Genomic DNA, 21,602 nt, shown 5'->3' on the forward strand with positions numbered 1-21,602 from the left:
AAACGGCCCGGGGTCGGCCTTCCTATTCCGCTGCCATGAGGCTCGGCTGCGGAGCGTCCTTCCAAGGCGCGGTGGTCTTCCCCCAGATCGGGGAGTTAATCGCCATGTCCATGTCGCGGGCGAAGATCGCGAAGCCGTCATAGCCGTGGTAAGGACCCGAGTAGTCCCAGGAATGCATTTGGCGGAACGGCACGCCCATTTTTTGGAAGACGTATTTTTCCTTGATACCGGAGCCGACCAGGTCTGGCCGGATCTTTTCGACGAAGCGCTCGAATTCGTAGCCGGTGACATCGTCGTAGATCAGCGTGCCATCTTTGACGTAGTGCTGGGCGGTGCGTTGGTAGTCATCGTTATGCCCGAACTCATAGCCCGTGCCGACAACATCCATGCCGAGGTCCTCATAGGCGCCGATGACGTGGCGAGGACGTAAGCCGCCGACGAACAGCATTACCGTCTTGCCTTCAAGCCGCGGCCGGTATTTCGCGGTCACAGCATCGACAAGCGGTTGATATTTCGCGATGACGCGTTCGGCGCCTTGCTTGATCTTGTCATCGAAGAAGCTTGCAATTTTTCGCAGCGACTCCGCGATTTTGGAAGGACCGAAGAAGTTGTACTCGCACCAGGGAATCCCGAATTTTTCCTCCATGTGCCGTGAGATGTAATTCATCGAGCGATAGCAATGCAGTATGTTGAGCTTTGCCTTCGGCGTCGCCTCCAATTCAGCGAGAGATCCATCCCCGGACCACTGGGCGATGACGCGTAGGCCCATTTCTTCCAGCAGGATTCGTGACGACCATGCGTCGCCGCCGATGTTGTAGTCGCCGATGATCGCAACATCATATGGCGTAGGTTCAAATTTAGGGCTGGTCTCTGGGGCGCTCTTGTCAAAGATCCAATCCCGAACGGCGTCGTTCGCGATGTGGTGGCCGAGCGATTGCGACACGCCACGGAAGCCCTCGCACCGCACAGGCACGATGGTTTTGCCGCCATATTCCTTCGACTTTTCTCGGGAGACCGCCTCGATATCGTCACCGATCAAGCCAATCGGACATTCGGACTGAATGGTGATGCCCCTGTTGAGAGGAAATAGCTCCTGGAGCTCATCGATGAGTTTCGTGACCTTTTTATCGCCGCCGAACACGATGTCCTTCTCCTGAAAATCGGAGGTGAACTGCAGTGTCACGAACGTGTCGATGCCGGTCGTCCCGACGTAGTAGTTGCGCCGCGAGCCCCACGAGTACTGACCGCAGCCGACCGGACCGTGGCTGATGTGGATCATGTCCTTGATGGGTCCCCAGACCACGCCCTTGGAGCCCGCATAGGCGCAGCCGCGGATGGTCATCACGCCGGGAATGGACTTGATATTCGACTTGACGCCACAATCCGACTTCCCCGCCTCGTGAACACTGAGATGCTTGGCGCGCCTTTTGGCGGTCTTCTCGGGGTAGACCGTCAACACCTCATCGATTAGCTGCTTGTTGCGCGCCTTGATCTCTCCAACGCTTTGGGTAGGTGCTCGGCTCATACAGGTTTCCTTTTCGATTGTGGTCTCAACAAGAAGCGACGCGTTTGCGGTAGACCGACGGATTTTCCGATCCGGCGTTCAGGTAAGCGTGCAATCTGCGTGGGCGGTCCTACCGATCGCAACTTCGCGACGTTCATGCAGCAGCGGTCGTTCACGATCTTGTAGCTCATCTCGGCTGAGCGGTTAGGAGCGCCATGTGTGACGCTGTCTATCGATGACCAAGACGCTTCTCGGTGAAGTCATGCCTGCTCTCCAGCGGTTGGTCATATCGGCTTCTTTATTCACTCGCGTGCGATCACGGGGCATGTCCCTGTGCATGGGATGCAAAGGACTAACAGCCGCCTCCTGTGCAGGGGTCTGCAACGAGTGTGCCAGCGCCGGTTGAATAGAAAAAGCAACGTTTATAGAGCTAGATAGCTGCCGGATGCGGATTGTTGTAAACCTGACCCTGTCTGCCACCAACAAGCGTAGCCGCAACGCCCTGTCTGAAACAAAACAATCGGTTACGCTCTCCACCAGCGGGGAGTCTGGCCGCGCCGACGTCACTCGGATGCGCAGCCTTGCTTCGTACGCGCCGATCCAGCGATCGCAAACACCATCCGTTCGAAGCGGATTTCAGCGCGGTTAGATGTGCCCATCGTGCTCGCGATCCCACCCCGAGCAAGAACGCATCGAGCGCTCCACCACCTGCTGCAGATGTCTCCACAAGAACTCAGTTGCCCAGCAGCAGTCCTCTTCCATTTCCGCATGGTCTCTCGCTCCGGCGTTCTTTTACTTGATACTGTGGAGAGGCGCGCTCGGAGGAGCGAACAGCTGACGCCGTGGAGAGCACGTAAGCTGATCAATTCCCAAGCAGCGCGGTAGCTTAAAATCCGCAAACGGTCACCTTGGGCTTGCCCGGATTTGAATTTGCCGGCTACGACACGGGGCGCTTCCGCATCAAACAATCTGCAGGTTTTTGCGTTCGGCGTAGTTCGACAAAGGGGAAGATCGGATTCTGGCGCGTCAGACAGTTTGAGCGGATTCACGGAAAGGCCAGCAGCTTCGCAAGTGTCGGCAGTCGAGATAGGGCAGGTCGAATGCGAACCACTGGTCGATTTCTCCTTTCTCGCTCCAGGACAGGATCGATTCCTTACGCTTACCTCCGTTGCGTGGTGTATCAATCGCCATTGAAACCAGTTTTGCTAACGCGCTCCGCCAGCATTTTTGCAGAACAGCGTGCCGATGGTCCACTTGAACGGTATTTTTCTTGCCCAGGTAATTTATGGGAAAAAGGGCCAAGATCTCGGAGCGAAGTGCTCAGGTGCGGATTTCACGCATTGCAACGTTTGTAAATTGGTGCATCACCACTGTTACGGCGGTAATAGCGCTTGGGTTCGTGGGACTTGCGCTCGAGGACATACCCATCACGGCGCTGTCGAATGCAAATCCTGAAATTATCCAGGTTGCCATTCTGAGGGTTTATATTTCGTGCTGGGCTTACGGGACCAAAAATCCAGGGTGGAATCTATGCGGACGACCCACAGGGAGGACGTGTCCGGACCGGATCAATTGCTGCTGTCGCCTTTCTCGCGGTTGTTTCAGTCATTTTGCGTCCTGAATGAGATGGAGGAGAAGTTCACGTTAGAACCGGCCATCGGGCGTGAGCGGTCCCGAAAGCCCAGGGGTCGGCGCCGGCGTTCTTCAAGATGATCAGCTTCGGCTTCCGTGACGGACCCTGTTCGTCGATGCCGCGCTTCGCGAGGAGTATGAACGGCTCCACTTCGAAAATCGACGCCGCCAAGGATCGGTTACTTGCCGCATTGAAGCTCGAGGGAGGACGAAGAAAGTATCGCCCAATCGCTCACCTTGAACATCACCGAGCACCGGCAGTTCGGGATCGGACTCATCGCTGCCATCGTCGCGCTTTCCGCTTTGATCAGCATGTCCGTTGGACTGGTTGGAATGATCCCACTTGGTACCTTCTGCCAACCATCATCGCCTTCTAGGTTCGGCTTCACTACGCCTGGGGCCATCCTGAACGTCGTCTTTGGCTTGACCGCGCTCAGCTAAATTGACTCTCCGTGACAGTCCCGATTGTCCTCGAAATCCGCATTGGACGCCATGTCACGGCATTCGGTACTTGGGCTGGCGAAGACTCCAGCCGGGATCCCGCTCTAACGATGTCTGCCCTCTGGATGGACGATGCCCGTCGTGCAAGCGGAGATCATCTCCTCCGAATCGATCGCTCTGCCTCGCGCGCCTTTCGCTTCTGTAGGGACGAGTTGGCTGCTGCACTAAACCGCCGCGTCGGTTCACGACCTAGCGTTCGACCCGTTAATCTTCCCTTTTGAGCTTCTCGCGCTCCTGCTGGAGCGCTTCGGTCTCTCGGGCGACCTCGCGTCCTTCGCCCAGTTGTTCCTGGAAACGCTGGCGGGTCTCGGCGAGAACAGCGGGGGCGAAGGATTCAGTCAGCCGAACCCCGATTGCCGATCGGGCACTGCAGGGTGAGTTCATGAGCGCTTTTGCCGCCGTATGGTTAGATATCACCCTTTCGGCAGCTCTTAGGCCCGAATAAACGTGATCCGGCCCCCTTCGCCACGCTTTGTGGCTTTACCTTTACTTCGACGTCCTGATCGAACGCCGCCAGCATGCGCAGCGGCTTTCCGTGAACTGCCCTCGAAGCAGCTTGGAGATGTTGGGCTGCTTCACGCCGACGAGCTTCGCGGCTTCGGTCTGAGTGATCCCCGCTCCGCCATCAACCGCTTCAGTTGTACAATGAGGGCTGCCTTGAGTTGGTACTCGTCGGCGTTCGGCAGGCGGTTGGCCGGCAACTTCTTCTTCGTGCTCATGATCGAGCTGCGTTTATTCCGTGTTGATAGCTTCCGTGTCGCGCAGGCGCTGCCATGCGAGGCCAGATCGTCCCATATGCGGATCGGCAGCCAAAAGAGCTGCTGATCGGACCGCGTGAAGGTCAATTTGAACGCTCTACCGCGCTCGAGTGCCTTCGGAGTTTTGGCTTAACCTGTTGCAGGTGTGCTCGTCTTGGGGGACGGCATATATTGGCCGGGGAGCACATATGTGTGTACTTAAGAGTATGGACAGTATTCCTGTGCGCGCGCCTGCGGAATTCAGCGTAAGACACGCGTCACTTCCATAGAAGAGATTCTGGCCAGTCTGTGAACTCCAACTCGAAGCTACGTAGGCCGGTGGGTTTTGTCGTGAATTTAAGGGTCTTCCCTGAAAGGTCGGCCAATGAACCAGATGCGAATGTGAAAACTGTCGTGCCGGAAGTTGCGACCCCAATGCCTTGCTCGCCTTCCATGCTAGAGAAGTCGGTCGCCTCGGAGAGTTGCCCAAGTGCAACTCCCTCCAGCGCGTGGTGAAATTCCATGGAGGCCAAGTATGTCCTTTTGTCAGCAGCCCACTCGCTGACCGACACTGCTGTGATCCCCGCGTCGGTCAAGAGACCACCTGCGATCCGGCAGCCATATTGAACGGTGAGAATAACCCGCTCATTCCGAACTCCGGCCGGCTCTCGATCGGCGGCAGTGATCGTGCACGCGTACCGCCTTGTTTCCGCAACCGCCCCCATACCTAGCCCGATCCACTCGAGAGCGGAACATAGTACAAAAGCGAGAGCGGGTCTTATCATTCGACTGCACCTGAACTGAAACATCGTTCTCTGCTCTGTACAATCTGACGCTACGGGCGATTCAAGCTCCTTCGATCGCTCTGCCGGATCAACGTTACTCAGGTGACTGCGGTGTCGCAGAAGCCAGGCGAGCGGTATCCCCCGGCAGTGCCCTTGGACGGGGCCGGCCGATTTCATTATCGGTGCGCAGCGGGCAGCACGTCGGTGAACCAAGGCTATGGGCCGAGCTTTTCAGGTCGGCGGCGGCCATGAGAGGCGCGACGGCCCGCGGCGCCGGAGCGCTACATTCCTGACCCAGGCGCAGGCGCTCTGTGAGCGGACGCTATTTAACGCGGAATGCTCCCGCGGCACAGGTCCCGAAATTTTGCTTCACAATCTCAATGTAAAAGGAAACGTGGCCGAGACGAGCCGTTCAAAGGCAGACTGCCGCTCAAGCAGACGCTCTTCGAGCATCTTACGCTGGAGATCATCTAGCTCGCTTTGAAGCCTTCTGCGACAACGCCAAATGTCATTCCGTACGGATCTGATCTCATTCAAGCGCTCGTCAATCGACGTCATCACGGATACCGTATCCAACTTGAACCAGCCATGGACAAGTGCTCAATCACGTTCTTCCTCGCTAACACGCCGATAAATCTCAGGACTTGGGCCATCTGCGGACTGATGTCACGGTCTCCTCCCAGCGTGTCCTCTTGTATCGGCATCATTCAACGCAAGAGCACGAAGTAGCGGTTGCTCCTGCAGAAGTTCAGCTTATTTTGCCCCAGCGCGCAGGATTTCAAAAGCTAGCAGCAGCCCGTGAGTGGGCCGACTAGGTAATCCAACCAACACCCGCCGGATCAGGGGTCAGGCTGGTCACCTGTCGAATTGGAGTAGCGATCAATCAGACGGTCGCACTGTCAAACTCTGGGCAGCCGCGCCTTTCAGAGTTGGGCACGGCAATTGCCATGCCAGCGAACCTCAGGTGGAATTGAATCAAGCCATGTTCGGTTCGGAGACTCGTCCTTTACGAACGAGCCGGGCTTCGCGGCGGCGGCGCGCCAGAGCGGCCGGGATATGAGTCGGAGAGGCTTCAGTCGGCAGGGCTCGGCGAAATCGTGAACGATGCGCACTGCCGGGCGCCTCGGCTCAGTGTCTCGCCCAGCTGCGTAGGTCTTGTTACCGCCGTTCCCGCGTGCGGCCGGCAAGCTGGCAAGCGAACCTCACCACAAAGGTATCTGCTATCACTCTAGCCGGGCCTGGCGCTTGTGGCATCTGTGACACTGAATGTAGTGATCAAACCAAGACATCCGACTTTGTTTGTTCGTCCGGACCCGTTCTACAACTAAATCAGCAACTTGCATCTCGGACGCAACTGGCATCGCAGTTGCTAATTGGCCAATGACACCGTGAGCGCTGAGCGCGGCCATTGGTGTAAGACGGATACATCAACTTTGCGGGAGCGTATTGGCCACCCAATCGCTCGATGGAGCACCGATGCGGCCACCGGACAGCTTACTACTTGCGCCACACTTGTTGTTGTCAGACCGACCATCAGGCCGAAGTTGAGGCGCTAGTCTGATCGACCAACAGAAAGGCCGCGATCTAAGCTCAAAGCGAACTCGCGAATCACATGAGCCCCTCAAGTCCGTGCGTGAACGCCGCGGCGAGCTCCTCAAAGTCGTACATTTTGATGCAGCCTCGCTTCGGAGGATCCGCTGCATGCTGCGCCGGACCGTCGAGGAACGCGTGGCATCGCTTTCGACTGTTTCCTTTCCTTGTTTAACAATCAGAACTAATGAGGCGGTGTATGAACATGTCGATCCCGGAGCTTCGGCTTGTCGCTGAAGCATCTATTTTCGCTATTGGGCTGCTGATGTCGTCAGGAGCTAACGCCGACGATGATCTGATGAGAAACGCCAAGCAGATCTTCCATCCAATCCCCTCGGTGATTCCTGCGGTAAAAAACAATCCGGTGACGCATGGAAAGGTCGAGCTTGGCAAGATGCTGTTCTTCGATCCGCGGCTATCGGCGAGCGGGATCATTAGCTGCAATACGTGCCACAATCTCGGCACCGGCGGAGTCGATGCCGGTCCGACCTCCGTTGGTCACGGCTGGAAGGTCGGCCTACGTCGGGCCCCAACCGTCTACAACGCAGTGTTCAATGTGGCGCAATTCTGGGACGGACGCGCCGCGGACCTCAAGGCGCAAGCCACCGGCCCGGTGCAGGCGAGTGCCGAAATGAATGCGACTCCGGATCATGTGCTCGGTATCTTGAACTCAATGCCCAGCTACGTCGCCTTGTTCAAGAACGCTTTTCCGAACGAAGCGAGATCGGTCACCTTTGAAAATTTTGCGAAGGCGATCGAGGCTTTTGAAGCGACTCTCATTACACCTGCGGCTCCATTCGATCAGTATCTGGAGGGCAATACACTTGCTCTCGATGATCAGCAGAAGTCAGGGTTGGCACTGTTTATGGCGAAGGGATGTTCCTCTTGCCACAATGGAATTAATCTCGGTGGGCAGGCCTACTTCCCGTTCGGCGTGATGAAAAAGCCGGACGCAAGCGTGCTTCCGGACGCCGATAAGGGCCGGTTCGCGGTTACCAGGGCGGCTGGCGACGAATATGTCTTCCGCGCTGCGCCATTGCGGAACGTCGCGTTGCGAGCCCCTTACTTCCATTCGGGCCAGGTTTGGAGCCTGAAGCAAGCTGTTGCCCTGATGAGTGAAATCCAGCTCGGCACCAAGCTTAGCGATAGGGAGGAAAACGACATTGTCTCATTTCTGAATTCGCTGACCGGTCGGCTGCCTAAGATCGAATATCCGATACTGCCGACGCGCACCAACACGACACCAAAGCCTTCAATAGACAGATAGCCTTAGCAGCACCGGCCTCATTCCCTGACGAAGAGCAACAGAGGCGACGCAAGAAACCGGCCTCCCCGCAATGACGTCTAAATGAATGATGCTGTGCTGTCACTCATCACCACGCATACATAAAAATGCCCGGCCTCGACGGGAGGCCGGGCAGAAGTCACGCAGGAGCGACGCTGCTTTCCGCATCGCACCAGCTTTCGTCGGTAGGGAGGACTACCGGCGACCGATTTACGGCGAGGGCACTCGCCGTCAAACAACAAGAAGCGGATATCGCTCCGCGCAACTTAGCGAGCCGCTTGCTTTCCACTCCTGTCGGAAAGTTCAAGACTTGCCACCACTTGCCAGCTGTCCGGTTGGCAAGGGGAGCCTTGATGGAGCTGGGATCCATCCCGCAGGCGGTTTGGCTGCCGTGTCCTGGAACTCAAGCGTCAGTTTGCCGTCACGCGGCACCATGTGGCAGCGCCCCAACGCCAGCAAATCTTCCCGAAGCCCGCGCCAACGCGCCAATTACGTATGAAATTCCGGAAGGGCGGTAAAATAGATTGTTGTGATGGGACGCATCCACGCGATGGATAAATGAAAAGATAGGGCCGTGGTTCGCGTCGAGCGGTAGTGAGTTGGAATATGTCACCTGATCGGTATGACCGGCATGCTGTCGTCCGCCGGATTCGAGCTTGTCGCCGGGTGTATGCGATCACCTCCGCCGAAGCAGACCGGCATTCGCAAGCGCTGGAAGGTTTAGGAAGCTCGCAAGATATCGCGACCTCCCAAAGCGCGTGCATCTTATTCACAATACGTTGGTGACGCGCTCCGTACGATCATGCCTCACCCCGCAACTCGCGTGCGGCGGCCACCATATTGACGAGCGCGGGACGCACCTCCTCCCATCTTCGAGTTTTCAGTCCGCAGTCGGGATTGATCCAGAGCTGCCGATCGGAAACCCGCTGCCGCGCCAACACAATCAGCTGCTTGATCTCGGCTGCTGCGGGAATGCGCGGTGAATGAATGTCATAGACGCCTGGCCCGATTTCATTAGGATATTTGTAGCTCTTGAAAGCGTCGAGCAATTCCATTTTGGAGCGCGACGCCTCGATTGAAATGACGTCGGCATCCATTGCTGCGATCGCATCGATGATTTCGTTGAACTCGGAATAGCACATGTGCGTATGGATCTGAGTTCCGTCAGCGACAGCGGAGGAGCAAACGCGGAAACTGTCCACTGCCCAATCGAGATAGTCCTTCCACTGCGATTTGCGCAGCGGCAATCCCTCCCGCAACGCAGCCTCGTCGATCTGGATCATGGTCGCTCCAGCCGCCTCAAGGTCGATGACTTCGTCTCGGATCGCGAGAGCGATCTGTCGGCATGTCTCGCTCCGCGGGATGTCGTCACGGACAAACGACCAGTTCAGGATCGTCACCGGTCCGGTCAGCATAGCCTTGACGGGTTTTTTGGTCAGAGACTGCGCATGTCGCCACCATTTAACGGTCATGGGCTTCGGGCGGGAGACATCTCCAAACAGGATAGGAGGGCGAACGCACCGCGAGCCATAAGACTGAACCCAGCCGTGCTTGGTGAATGCGAAACCCAACAGCTGCTCGCCAAAGTATTGAACCATGTCATTGCGCTCGAACTCACCGTGTACGAGCACGTCCAGGCCGATATCTTCCTGCCAATGCACGGTATGGGCTGTCTCCGCTTTCAGAAGCTGCTCGTACTGCGTGTCATTCAGCGCTCCCCGCGCATGAGCTGCACGCGCATTGCGGACGTCCGCCGTTTGCGGGAAGGATCCGATGGTTGTGGTTGGAAACATCGGCAATGCGAAGGCGACGCGCTGGACGTCGGCGCGCTGGGTGAACGCACTGCGACGGCGGCGCATGCTATCGTCGATCGCGGCCATTCGTCCGGCGACGTTCGCACTGTGGATCTTCGGCGATGTTTCGCGGGTGACGGATGCATCCTCTGAGAGCGTGAGTTCATCGGCCACGTCGGCAGCAAGGCCAGCCAGCGCTTTGCCCAATATCGAAAGTTCCTTGATCTTCTGCACTGAGAACGCCAACCACGTCTTCAGATTGGGATCGAGATCGATCTCTAGCTCAATGTCGGTCGGAACATGAAGCAGCGAGCAGGAGGGGGCAATCTGAACACGGTCCCTGCCCAGTTTTTTGACCATAGGAGCAAGTTGGTCGAGTAGCGCCGGCAGATTAGAGCGCCACACGTTGCGACCATCAACGACGCCGAGCGAGACCACGAGATCTCTACGGGCTCTGGCGACAATCGCGTCCAACTGGTCAGGTGCACGAACCAGGTCGACATGAAGCCCGGCAACGGGCAAGGCCAATACTGTTTCAAGATTGTCGCCGACAGCCCCGAAGTATGTGGCCAGCATGATTTTAAGGGCCGGCACGGCCTTAGCGAAATGAGCATAGGCCCGGCGGACAGCCGCCCGAGATGCTTTGTCGACGTCCATCACTAGGCATGGCTCGTCGAGCTGAACCCATTCAGCGCCGCGCGCGGCTAGTTCGCGGAGAACATCGACGTAGACGGGGAGGAGTCGATCAAGCAGCGACAGCGGATTGAATGCGGGATTTACGCTTTTGCCGAGCTTCAGGAAAGTGACTGGGCCCACTAGGACGGGCCGCGTCTGATAACCGAGGCTTCTTGCCTCCTCATATTCCTCGATCGGCTTCCGAGAGGCATACCTAAAGATCTGATCCTGGTGAAATTCCGGCACCATGTAGTGGTAGTTCGTATCGAACCACTTCGTCATCTCCTGTGCGGCTACGCCGGGCCCATGCTGAGCGTGACCACCGTCCTGAGCGCCACGCGCCATGGTGAAGTAGGTTTTGAGCGACACAGGACCTTCGGTCCAGCCGTAAACGTCGGGAATGGCGCCGACCATTAGGCTGGTATCGAGCACATGGTCGTAGAGCGAGAAGTCATTCGAAGGAATGACGGTCGCACCGCGGGATTTCTGCCGTGCCCAATTAGCGGCACGAAGTCCACTCCCCGCCTCGAGGAGCTCGGCTTCGCTGGACTTTCCCGCCCAGTAGCTCTCGAGCGCGAATTTGAGTTCGCGTCGTGGGCCGATGCGTGACGTCCCCAGTGTTGCAACGGGAAGCGAAAGGATAGACATAGCTTAGACCCCATGTTGGGGCAAAGGCCACGGCGGACGCAGACAGCGAACATCGCCTGAGCGACAACTGCTTGGCGCACACCGGGACGCCCCGCCCGTGGACGATATCTTGTCGAGGCAGGTCTCCTGGCTCACGGGTCGTTGCTGCTGTCCGGCCTTCCCGAAGCCGCATGGCGTCAGTGACTTCATTGGACAGCGGCTCGCCGCTTACAGTTGCGGGGGCAGCGCCGGCATTGCACCGGCTTCCCTCTTAGCTCCGGATCAAACGAAATCCGGAGACCGCGACGGCTTGAATTATGCGCACGAGGATCGATGCGTCAACCTACCGATTCTCGCTGCGATATTGCCCAAGCGATTACGAGCGCACTAGGCGGGCACGACGGTCTTGCTCGCGGCCTGGTGAACACGCCCGGATCTGTGGAGGCTCCGCTTGTGAAATGCATTCGCTCCTTGCTCGCGTAACGGTGAGCTCCACCACCGGAACGAACCCGGGCCGCTTTCGGTATCTGTGTGATCGCGAGGAGGCGGCTTTTTCCGTCGGCAACTTTTCGAACCTGCGCGTCAGGAAGGTGCGATCATCCTGGGCCGGCATCCGTTTGGCCACAGCCCATAAGGCTCCCTAGAAATTTCGAAAGCCGGATCGCTCCAGGACCGCACGGATGATCAGGTCGGCTCCTTGGTGTTCGGCGGGCCCGCGACCAGGCACGAGGTCGTCCGCCTCCGTGAGGTTGGTCAAGACGATCTTCTCGGTGCACTAGGTGTTCACGTGCTGAGCGACTTTTGCGCCGGCTTCGATGCGTCCGTGGCCGCTCGACGCCGGTCTGCCTCGCCTTGTCCTTGTTCGTGACAAATTCGACGGTGTCCTCCGACAGAGCCCTTTGAGGGGGTCCTCGGAGTCGCTCAGCGCCTTAAGCTCATAACGATGTTAATCGACCTCGATGCGCCCCATGCGGTCGTGGTCTCCTCAAGGCCCCACATCTACAACTTCGTTCGCGAAATCGAGCGATGAGGCCTTTTGGTCGCGGGCTGCCTATCCTGTCTTGGACGGGACACAGGTGTCAGGGACCGGACAGACCACCGCGCATTGCGGTGTGTCGCAATGGCCCTCGCACTCCGTACATTTTTTGGCATCGATAACGTAAATGTCGCGCTTCAGACTGATCGCCGCGTTGGGACACTCGAACTCACATGCGCCACAAACGGTGCATTGCGAAGCGACGATCTTGTAAGCCATGCCTTCCGACTCCTTAGGCGAGCGATGCCATGCGCGATCCCTTTCAAATGCCGTGCCAAACGCAGACGCGCTCAATGTTGGGCAATTTGCCCAATTCGGCTGTCCCGGGTCTGAGACCATGTTGCATCTGCGACAGCAACAGGTCGCTTCAATTTCAGGCTACGAGCCGTCTGGCCCTCTTGCGAGAGTCAGTCGCGACTTGACGCTGGAAGCGTCCGTCGGTTTGCTTGGCACGTCAGCGCGGGGGCAAGCGAGGCTGACGCTTCCTCAACCGGCGGCGACAAAAAACCGCCAGCGGACGCAGGTCTACGTCGGATCTCGGCAAACCTCCGGTCACACACCCCGACTGGAGGTTTGTGCAAGCCTCGCTCATGGCTGCAACGCTAGCTGCGCGGAGGACTCGCTGGAGGCTTGCCAAAACGGGCTTGTCGTATAACAAGCTTCGGAGGGAAACATGAAGTGGCGGCGGGACGAGCGACACTGGCCTTGCAGACCGACTGAATTGCACTCAGCCTCATGCCTGGTGCCGAGTAGGCATGGCGGTGCTCGTGAGCGTCACTTGGCCGCACTCAGCCACTCGCAACTATTTTGGACGAGCTGGAGCGGGGTTGAAAGATGACTGTGCAAATTGCTTCAGTGGCATGGCTTTTCCGAACAGATGGCCCTGCGCAAGGTCGAAGCCGAGTTCGGCCACAGCGATTAGGTCGGCCTGGCTCTCCACACCTTCGGCGACGGTGCGCACATTGTACTCTTTGGCTAGATCAACGATATGGCGGCACACCCTTCGCTTGAGGGGCCCATTCGCGCAGCCGCCTACGAACTGACGATCCACTTTCAATTTCACGAACGGGAATTTTGTCATCCCCATCAGCTGCGGCCAATTGGCACCGACATTGTCGATTGCAAGGCCAATGTTGTGAAAGCGAACCTCACGCGCAACCTCGACCAGGAGATCTAGGTTCTGGATCGCTTCAACGCTCTCGATTTCAATCGTCAAACCGCCGAAAGCGGCGTGCGACGGCATGCGCCGACAGAGATCGCGTACCTCCTGCGGGTCAATCAGGAATGCTGCCGGGAGATTGATGGAGAGATCGATCGAAGTTTGCTGCTCCAGAAGATACTGCCAATCCTTGATCGCGCGGTCGATCACGAACTGCGACAAGTTCCTAAAATGCGGATCGTGAGGTTCCGGGATGAAATAGGCCGGTGGAACAACGCCCCAGGTCGGGTGCCGCATTCGCACATGCGCCTCGGCGCCGCGGCGGCTAAGGGTACACGCGTCAAACTTCGGCTCATACCAGAGCTCAAGCCAGCCAGCGTGTAAGGCTTCTCCGACATGGACCGCGGGACGGGGCGCCGGCTCTCTTGGCAAGAGCATGCCGATCCGATCGCGCAACGTCTCGGCTGCAAACGGCGCCCTGAGCGGCGGCAGCATAGCAAGTCCATATTCACTACCGACCTGCTGCACTGCCGCCATGATGATCGACTCGCGCGCCCCGAACGCCAGCACTCGGCCTGCAAATTCTTCGCGTACCAGTATCTCGAGCAATCGTCCAGGCTCGATGCGGTCCGAGCCAATGCCGAGCAGGATCAGATCAGGGAACTCCGTGCGGAGTACGTGCGGCAACTCGTCAGCAGTCCTGCATTCGCTGATAACAAATCCCATATCCTCCAGCACATCCCGTAGAAAGGCGCGCAGATGCCGCTTGCCGACGGCCAGGCACGCCCGCGGCCGCACCTTACGTTGCCCGAAGATTACAGGTTTCCCTCCGACCAGTTCGGCCTGCCCATGTTCCATCGCAACCACTCCCGTTCAGTGACGGTGCCTTAAACGAGGAGAGAAGGTCGAAACAAGCTGTGCTTCCCGATATCTTTCTGATTGTTCGAGATAAGCTTAAGATAGTGCATTAGTGTGCAAAATCTTTCGCGATCTTGCTCAGACGATTTTATCGGGCGCACGCGTATGATACCTGTCGCGCTTCGCGCAAGTACGAGTGACGCACGCGAGGTGGGAATCTCTCCTTCGGACGCACCGAGCTGACGCTCTATGGCGCTGCGATCGTCGTGGCGCACGATTTATTGAAGCGAGTAATTCGTGAGCGACGATCGGCAATCACTCTTACGAATGTTTGATCGGGCATGACCGGCGTGTGCCGTGATATGTTTTCCAATAGAAGGCAGTCCATCATGAGTTCGCAGCTGCTCAAGCCGCAGTCGATTCTGAGAACGGCAATGGCTTGCAATTACCTCAGCTCTGTTGCGTATAGCGAGTGTGGACGTGCTGCTTCCTACCGAGCCTGATAGTTGCTCTCAATTGCGTTTTCTGTATCCTCCTGAGCATGAATTTCCTCCGGAGGGCTGGGTCGGGTGTTCGTGTTGGCGCTGAAGGGCAAGGTACGTCCAGCGCGGGCACGGCTTTGCGCAAGAGCGTGCCAGGAGATGAGAACGCGGTCGCAAAAGCGGTCGAAGAGCTACTTTCCGAGTTAGGTGGCCCCGGACCGGAGTTCAGCCTTCAAGGCGCGAAGCAGGCGGCGTTGCGCCTGATTCAGGATCCCGAACAGGGCTTCATTTTTGTCGTCGAGGAACAAGGCACCGGGCAGATTGTAGGGGTAGCTAGCATCTCGGCCGTACAGGCCGTGAGAGCAGCCGGAGCGTACGGCGTGCTTCAGGAGCTATGGATTTCTCGTGACTTCCGGAGCTCTGACTCCGGTCGGCATCTGCTCGAGGCGGTAGATTGGGAGGCGAAGCGACGCGGCTGGCACATGATTGAGGTTGCGTTGCCTCCGGATGGCTATCCGGCCCTAGAACGGGTACGCCACTTGTACGAGGAGAGGGGATATCGGGTTGGAGGATTGCGCGCGCAAGAGGCTCTGACAGTGGTACGACCTCTGCGCCACACACTTAAAGCGCTCCTGGGCTAGCGTGCTATCGGTAAAGTCCTTCACGCAGTCAATCCTGGGCTTGTTGCTTCTCAAAACGAACGCTTCACGCGTGCGTCGCGGCCGAGCATGATCGAGAACCTTTGACGCTGATGCGGTGCTGACTCCCACCGCGAGCGGTTACCTCTTCGGCCTTCTTGGCGAGAACGTTCGAAGATATCAGCGATCAATCATTCTGCATTGTGGGAAGCGATACCGCGACCCGCCCGACCAAAAGGCGACAGGTCGGCGGCGGCCCGTCGCGGGCGAAGCCCGACCAGCCTTACGAATCGTTCTTTTGCGCTTCCCATGCAGTGCGATTTACTGGCTCTGGTTTGAGATCACCCACACAAACGCCATCCATCCGTCACCAATTACATTCTCTCGGCAACTGGCCAGCCAGTCGTCTACCAGACTCATTTCCTGCATCTTGGTGCGGCGGACCGGCGCGTGAAAGGATTCCGCACAACCTTGCCACTCCTACTGGCGAATTTCGAGGAAGGTGCGCGAGATCAGCCATCACACTGATCCGGTAGAGGATTCCGTAATGAGCAATGTGCCGAGTGCCGCGTCCAATACGACATTCGTGCAGCTCCCCCCTGCGCAGGACTGGATGCAAGCGGACCGCTTCGCCGTTTGGCGCCAATACGAAAACGTGGCCGAGGGAATCATGCGCGACAAAGAGCCGCCCTTTTTTGATCGACCGTCAGTCCGTCAGGACCGCTCGTCGCGAAGAACCAGCTGAATCGTCCGACTTTCCCCACGCCATCACGCATCAGCGGTACGCGCCAGATGCTATTGTCGCGCGTCATTGCAACGAACAATACGGTCTCGTCCGGACTGAGCACCAGGCCATTCGGGCCCGGGCCATTAGAAATCAAGCAATGATCCGGCCGTCAGGGCACAGTCGAAATGCCCGGCCGGTCCGATCGTGCAATCCAGTCTGGCCCTGATCGGTGAAATAGATGTCGCCTTTGGTCGCGATACGCAGGTCGTTGCAGCCTCTGAAGGACTCGGAATTGCGGTGGCCCAGCGACGGTCGGATGGTCCCTCTCTGTGGATCGAGCTCCAGGAGACCGTTGATATAGTCGGACACGAGCACCCGGCCGTCCGGAGCAACCTTCAGACGTTCGGCCAGCCGTCGTATTCGATGATCAAAGACCAGACGCCCTCCGGTGAAATTCGGAAATGCGGCCGAAGGCGATGTCGACGACATAGAGATTCCCGGACTGGTCGAACGACGGTCCCTCGATGAAACCATCTACTGGATATGCCCCGCGGTTCGCGTCTGCCCATTCCGAAGAAACAGCCGGGCGACAAAACTCCGCCGGCATCGACGAGAACACGCTGGCCTCCATCAGCTTGGGCGGGTTTTCGAGATGCTCATGATACGCCTTCGAGCCTGCGACGCGGCTGGCCATCGTATTTGTAGCCGAACTGCTTGGGCATTGGGCCCTTGTTGCGATCGTTGCGCCCAGTTTGCTCCCAGGCGTGAGCCAGGATTCCGACCGCGCGCGACAAGCAGAAGACCCCCCGCGCGAGCGGAGAGGCGAAGCCCAGTTCGCCGTAAATGACCGCGGTCGCGCCATCGATGTTCATCGGAATGAGCTTGCTCTTGCGCTGTTGCATCACCCGCTCGATCGCGCGAGCGGCCTTGGCATAATCGCCGCCGACACTGCCCTCGTCAGCTGCGGCATCCACCAGCGCCAATAGCGGGGCCGCGCGCGGGTCGACTGGATGAAACCGGTGGCCGAAGCCCGGCAGATATTTGCTGCGGGTTGCGGTGAAATGGTCGATTGCAGCGCCAGCGGCCTGCTCGATCTCTCGCCCTTGGCGCCGTCGCAGCACATCCTCGTAGAGTTCGATAGCCTGCTCCCCTGCTCCGCCATGCACGTCATCGAGCGTGTTGATTGCCGAGGCCATTGCGCCATTCAGGGGCAGGCCGCAGCTCACCGCCATTTGGGCAATTGCAATGGAGGGCGCGTGCGGACCGTGGTCAACGGATCCAACCAGCGCAGCTTGCAGCAGCTGCTCCTGTGCTGGCGTCGGCAGATTGCCACGCAACATCAGCCAGATCATGGCGGGAAAGGAAACGCGGCCTATCAAATCTTCAATTGGATAACCCCGATAGGCGATGCGACCTGGCGCGATATCGCAAATGGAGGTTCGCCACCAACTGGCCGCTTGCTGTCTCAGTTCTTCTTCGCTCATTTCCAGTTCCGTCCTTTCAACCTGCCGATTGCCAACCGACGCAAGCCGTCGGATGTCATGATATCGGTCCGTCCGTGGCTACGCGGACGGACAGGAAATCAGCCTCTCCTTGCTTTGGCGTCCCGACGGCTCGGCTTGAGACCAGTTGCTCAACCTCCGCATACGAATAGCCGAGCCGCTGCAGCCATCGCTCAGTGTCTGCTCCGAGCGTCGCAGGTGGTGAAGGCAGCGAAAACTCCTCATCCAGCCGGAACCCCGGCCGCGTGATTCGTAACGGCTGCGCACCGTCTTGTTCTGGCGCCAAAGTCTCGACGAATCCGCGCTCAAGGACCTGTGGCTGCTGCAACACTTGCGAGACCGTCAGCACACGGCCGGCAGGGACACCAGCCAGATTCATTTTGGCCTCCCATTCCTCAGCGGGCTTGCAACTCAATGCCTTGTTCAACTCCGCGCTCAGCGCAGCGCGGTTGACCTTCCGCATCTCGCGTCCAGCAAAGCGTGGATCCGCCTTCAGGTCCGGTCGGTCGATCAGGTCGCATAGGGCTTGGTACTGCTTCTGCTCGTTGGCGGAAATGTTCAGCGGGCCCGTTGCGGTGCGAAACGTGCCGGAGGGAGCCGCGGTAAAGTTCTCGTTGCCGATGGGCTGCGGCTCGACCCCGGCGTTCAGGTGGTTGGAGACGACCCATCCCATCGCCGCAACGGTGGCCTCGAGCAGGGACACGTCGATGAACCGACCCCGTTGCCTATGCCGCTGGTCGACCAGAGCCGCGGCGATGGCAAACGCAGCAGTCAGTCCCGCAATCGTGTCCGAGATCGGAAAGCCCGTGCGCAGGGGAGCCGAGGCTATATCGCCGGTGACGCTCATGGCTCCGGAGAGACCCTGGACGATCTGGTCATAGGCCGGACGGGCGGACCACGGACCGCTCTGCCCAAAGCCAGAGATCGCGCAGTAGACCAGACGCGGGTTCAGCCTGACAAGCACATCAAAGCCGAGGCCAAGGCGTTCCATCACCTTCGGCCGGAAGTTTTCGAGCACCACGTCGGCTTCCTTGACCAGTCGCAAGAACACCTCGCGGCCCGCTTCCGATTTCAGGTCCAGTGCAATCGATTGCTTGCCGGCGTTCACGGCGACAAACGAGAGTCCCTGCAGGCGCTCCGCTCTTTGCGAATCCGCGCCGAGGCGCCGCGCCAGGTCGCCGCCGTTCGGATTTTCCACCTTAATGACCTCCGCGCCAAGGCGCGCAAGATGGTAACCGCAGAACGGACCCGCCAACACGTTTGACAGGTCGAGAACGCGGATACCGGTTAGCGGCAGAGACATCTGAAGAGCCTTCTTGTAGGTGATCCGATAGCGGGCGCTTAGTACGCAACTTATTTCAGTTGCTGCGCAGCACGTTCCGCGAATCGATTCGTGAAGGTCTTGATGAGGTCGATCTTTGCGGCTGCGATCTTCGGATCAAAGTCGCCTAGGACAGCCAGCGGGACCTTGGCCGCGTCGATGTCCATCTGACCGGTTGGCGAGAACAGCGCTTTCGACGCGTTGATGATCTCGATGTTCACCTCGCGATTGTCGGTCTTGTATGCAGGAGGCATCGCGTCGACGAGCTGCTCCGCCGAAACCGTGTTGATCCAGCGATGAGTTTTGAACAAGGCGTTGACGAGGCGCTGGACCGTTTCCGGATTTTTGTCGATGAAGGACTGCTGAAGGTAAAGGCACGCGGTCGGATAGATTCCGCCAAAGGCCTGCCTTGAGCCTTCGACCGTGCGCGCGTCGAACAGCGGTGTCGCACTCTTCTTGCGCGCGAGAAGGGTCGCAATCGGATCGAAATAGACGAGCGCGTCGATATTCTTGGCCTCGAGCGCCACCATGCCGGGTGCACCACTGCCAACCGCGATGATGCTTACATCGCGCGAGCCCAATCCCGATTTCTTGATGTAGTAGCGCGCCATGGTATCGGTCGAGGACCCCGGCGCCGTGATCCCGAGCTTCAGGCCCTTCAGACCGGCACCCGTCTTGACCTTGTCAGCGAGGTCGCCGCGGACACCGAGCAACACGCCGGGAATGTCATTGAGCAGGAACACGCAGGAAATTTGCTTGCCTTGGGCCTGCATCTGAATGGTGTGATCATAAAAGCCGACGGTCCCGTCCACCGAGCCGCCGATCAACGCCTGCAAAGCCTTCGAGCCACCGGCCTGGAAGTTCTCGACGGTCACGTCAACCCCTTCTTCCTTGAAGGCGCCCAGCTTCACGCCAAGTTCGAGAGGCATATAGTTGAGGATCTGTGACCCCACTGCGATCTTCAATTTTGTCTTCTCGGGCTCGGCGGCATAAGTCGAGATGACCGGGAATGCGGCTATCGCGATGACCAGCATCAGTCGTGGAAAAGCGTGCATGGGAAACTCCATGAGAATGGGAGAGCGGTACAATCAGGCTTCGTGGGCAGGTGCGGGCCGCCAGACCAGGAGCCGTTTTTCCGCGCCGTCGACAATGGCATCGAGAGCAACGACGAAGGCGGAGAGGACGATGATTCCTGCGAACACTCCGGTCGCGTCGAGGACGCCCTCGGCCTGCGCAATCAGGTGCCCCAATCCCGCGGACGAACCGAGATATTCGGCGACCACTGCTCCCATCACAGCCATGCCGACCGACACCCGCAGGCTCGACAGGATCCACGTGGTGGCGGACGGTAGGTAGACATGGCGCAGCAGGGAGGACTTCGATGCACGTAGCAGGCGCGCATTCGCGAGCACGACCGGATTGACCTCGCGAACGCCCTGAAAGGTGTTGAAAAAAGCGACGAAGAGAACCAGCGTCACGCCCAGCGCGACCTTGGAGGTGAGGCCCAATCCGAACCAGATGACAAAAATGGGCCCCAGCAAGATGCGCGGGATCGCATTGAACATCTTGATGAAGGGCTGAAGGACCTCGGCCGCAAACGGGCTTAAGCCCAACCAGATACCAAGCGCCGTGCCGATCCCGATACCAGCCAGGAAAGACAGGACCGTCTCCAGCAGTGTTATGCTGACATCGGTCCAGAAGTCGGCCGTTGACATCCACTCTCCGATCCTTGCGATGAGTGTCGACGGGGCCGGAAAGAAGAACGGGTCGATCAATCCGGCCCGCACGCCCAATTCCCAGATCAGGATCAGCCCAAGCACGATGGCGAACTGCGTGAGAGCGACCTTACCCCTGCGTGGCATAGCTTTTCTCCACTTCGGCGCCGAGCAGCGACCAGATTTCACGGTAAAGCGCGACGAACTCGTCGGTGGTCTGTAGCGCCGAGAGGTCGCGGGGACGAGGCAGCGTGATCCTGACATCGCCAACCATGCGGCTCGCGGGACCGGCAGACATCACAACGACGCGGTCCGCCAGCGTGATCGCCTCATCGAGGTCATGGGTGATGAAAACCAGTGAGCGCCGGTCCGCCTGCCAGAGGTCGAGCAGGATACGGTGCATGAGGCGACGGGTGTGAACGTCCAGCGCTGAGAAAGGCTCATCCATCAGGACGATCTTCGGCTGCATGATCAGGGTCTGCGTCATGGTGACCCGCTTGCGCTGGCCGCCGGACAATTGGTGCGGATAGCGCTCCTCGAACCCTTTCAAGCCAACCTTGGCGAGCCAGGGCCGCGCCTGCTCGCGCGCTTTCGCGATCGAGCTTCCCTGAAACACCAGCCCGAGGCCGACATTGTCCTGGGCTGTTTTCCAGGGCAGCAGCCCTTCCTGTTGCAGCATGTAGCCGGACTGACCGTTCAGGCCCCTAAGCGATTTGCCGAAAATGCGAACCTCGCCGGCGGCCGGCTTCAGCAGTCCGGTGACAGTATTGAGAATGGTCGATTTTCCGCAGCCCGTCGGCCCGACCACTGCAACGAATTCGGTTTCGCCGACCTGGAGATTCATGCTTTTCACGGCGGTGAAGTCGCCGAAGCGAATCATCACGTCGCGCAGATCGACGGCAAGTGCCGGCTGCCCTTCCATTGTTTCGCTCCGCAGAACCTGTTCTAAGCCTCAAAACAGGTAACTGGCGCTACATCCGGAGTCAATTGCATTCTGAAACATAGAACCCAGATGAGCATTGAATACTGGACTTT

Annotated in this window: 13 protein-coding genes, 1 pseudogene and 1 riboswitch; of the genes and pseudogenes, 2 read left to right on the forward strand and 12 right to left on the reverse strand. The window is 58.5% G+C overall.

Annotation, left to right across the window (positions count from 1 at the left end):
- Window positions 1–22: 22 nt before the first annotated feature.
- The 3 genes from nifD to AC0L3P_RS21740 form a co-directional block, all read right to left on the reverse strand.
- Window positions 23–1,525, reverse strand: coding sequence for a nitrogenase molybdenum-iron protein alpha chain (gene nifD, locus AC0L3P_RS21730; RefSeq protein ID WP_473304883.1), 1,503 nt, complete (start codon window positions 1,523–1,525; stop codon window positions 23–25).
- 2,687 nt (window positions 1,526–4,212) lie between these two features.
- Entirely contained in the window at window positions 4,213–4,482 is a 270-nt protein-coding gene (locus AC0L3P_RS21735; protein ID WP_473304885.1) for a hypothetical protein, read from the reverse strand.
- Between the two features lie 170 nt (window positions 4,483–4,652).
- Entirely contained in the window at window positions 4,653–4,970 is a 318-nt protein-coding gene (locus AC0L3P_RS21740; protein WP_240544085.1) for a hypothetical protein, read from the reverse strand.
- Window positions 4,971–6,948: 1,978 nt separating this feature from the next.
- Between AC0L3P_RS21740 and AC0L3P_RS21745 the strand changes: the two genes are divergently transcribed.
- A complete protein-coding gene (locus AC0L3P_RS21745) occupies window positions 6,949–8,016 on the forward strand; it encodes a cytochrome-c peroxidase (RefSeq protein WP_473304887.1) in 1,068 nt (355 codons plus the stop codon).
- Window positions 8,017–8,834: 818 nt separating this feature from the next.
- On the opposite strand, the gene metE is transcribed toward AC0L3P_RS21745, so the two are convergent.
- From metE to AC0L3P_RS21760, 3 genes are all read right to left on the reverse strand, one after another.
- Window positions 8,835–11,150, reverse strand: a complete 2,316-nt coding sequence (metE, locus tag AC0L3P_RS21750; RefSeq protein ID WP_473304890.1) for a 5-methyltetrahydropteroyltriglutamate--homocysteine S-methyltransferase — start codon at window positions 11,148–11,150, stop codon at window positions 8,835–8,837.
- Between the two features lie 99 nt (window positions 11,151–11,249).
- A riboswitch (cobalamin riboswitch) is annotated at window positions 11,250–11,449 on the reverse strand.
- A gap of 731 nt (window positions 11,450–12,180) precedes the next feature.
- Complete coding sequence (locus AC0L3P_RS21755) at window positions 12,181–12,384, reverse strand: 4Fe-4S binding protein (protein WP_007600001.1); 204 nt, start codon at window positions 12,382–12,384, stop codon at window positions 12,181–12,183.
- Between the two features lie 583 nt (window positions 12,385–12,967).
- Window positions 12,968–14,182 (reverse strand): EAL domain-containing response regulator, encoded by a 1,215-nt coding sequence (locus tag AC0L3P_RS21760; RefSeq protein WP_473304892.1) that lies wholly within the window; start codon window positions 14,180–14,182, stop codon window positions 12,968–12,970.
- Between the two features lie 619 nt (window positions 14,183–14,801).
- On the opposite strand from AC0L3P_RS21760, the gene AC0L3P_RS21765 reads away from it, so the two are divergent.
- Window positions 14,802–15,305 (forward strand): GNAT family N-acetyltransferase, encoded by a 504-nt coding sequence (locus AC0L3P_RS21765; RefSeq protein WP_473304894.1) that lies wholly within the window; start codon window positions 14,802–14,804, stop codon window positions 15,303–15,305.
- Between the two features lie 516 nt (window positions 15,306–15,821).
- Here AC0L3P_RS21765 and AC0L3P_RS21770 read toward each other — a convergent pair.
- From AC0L3P_RS21770 to AC0L3P_RS21795, 6 genes and pseudogenes are all read right to left on the reverse strand, one after another.
- Window positions 15,822–16,723: pseudogene (locus tag AC0L3P_RS21770) on the reverse strand (SMP-30/gluconolactonase/LRE family protein).
- Complete coding sequence (locus tag AC0L3P_RS21775; protein WP_473304897.1) at window positions 16,686–17,513, reverse strand: citryl-CoA lyase; 828 nt, start codon at window positions 17,511–17,513, stop codon at window positions 16,686–16,688. Before AC0L3P_RS21775 ends, AC0L3P_RS21770 begins: the two are co-directional and overlap by 38 nt.
- Window positions 17,514–17,568: 55 nt before the next feature.
- Window positions 17,569–18,834, reverse strand: a complete 1,266-nt coding sequence (locus AC0L3P_RS21780) for a CaiB/BaiF CoA transferase family protein (RefSeq protein WP_473304899.1) — start codon at window positions 18,832–18,834, stop codon at window positions 17,569–17,571.
- Between the two features lie 50 nt (window positions 18,835–18,884).
- Window positions 18,885–19,907, reverse strand: coding sequence for an ABC transporter substrate-binding protein (locus AC0L3P_RS21785; protein ID WP_219682854.1), 1,023 nt, complete (start codon window positions 19,905–19,907; stop codon window positions 18,885–18,887).
- A 33-nt stretch (window positions 19,908–19,940) separates the two neighbouring features.
- Entirely contained in the window at window positions 19,941–20,714 is a 774-nt protein-coding gene (locus AC0L3P_RS21790; RefSeq protein ID WP_473304987.1) for an ABC transporter permease, read from the reverse strand.
- Window positions 20,698–21,489 carry an ABC transporter ATP-binding protein gene (locus AC0L3P_RS21795; RefSeq protein WP_473304901.1) on the reverse strand — a complete coding sequence of 264 codons (792 nt, stop codon included), beginning with the start codon at window positions 21,487–21,489 and terminating at the stop codon, window positions 20,698–20,700. Before AC0L3P_RS21795 ends, AC0L3P_RS21790 begins: the two co-directional genes overlap by 17 nt.
- Window positions 21,490–21,602 lie beyond the last annotated feature (113 nt).

The organism is Bradyrhizobium sp. WSM4874, from assembly GCF_055811835.1.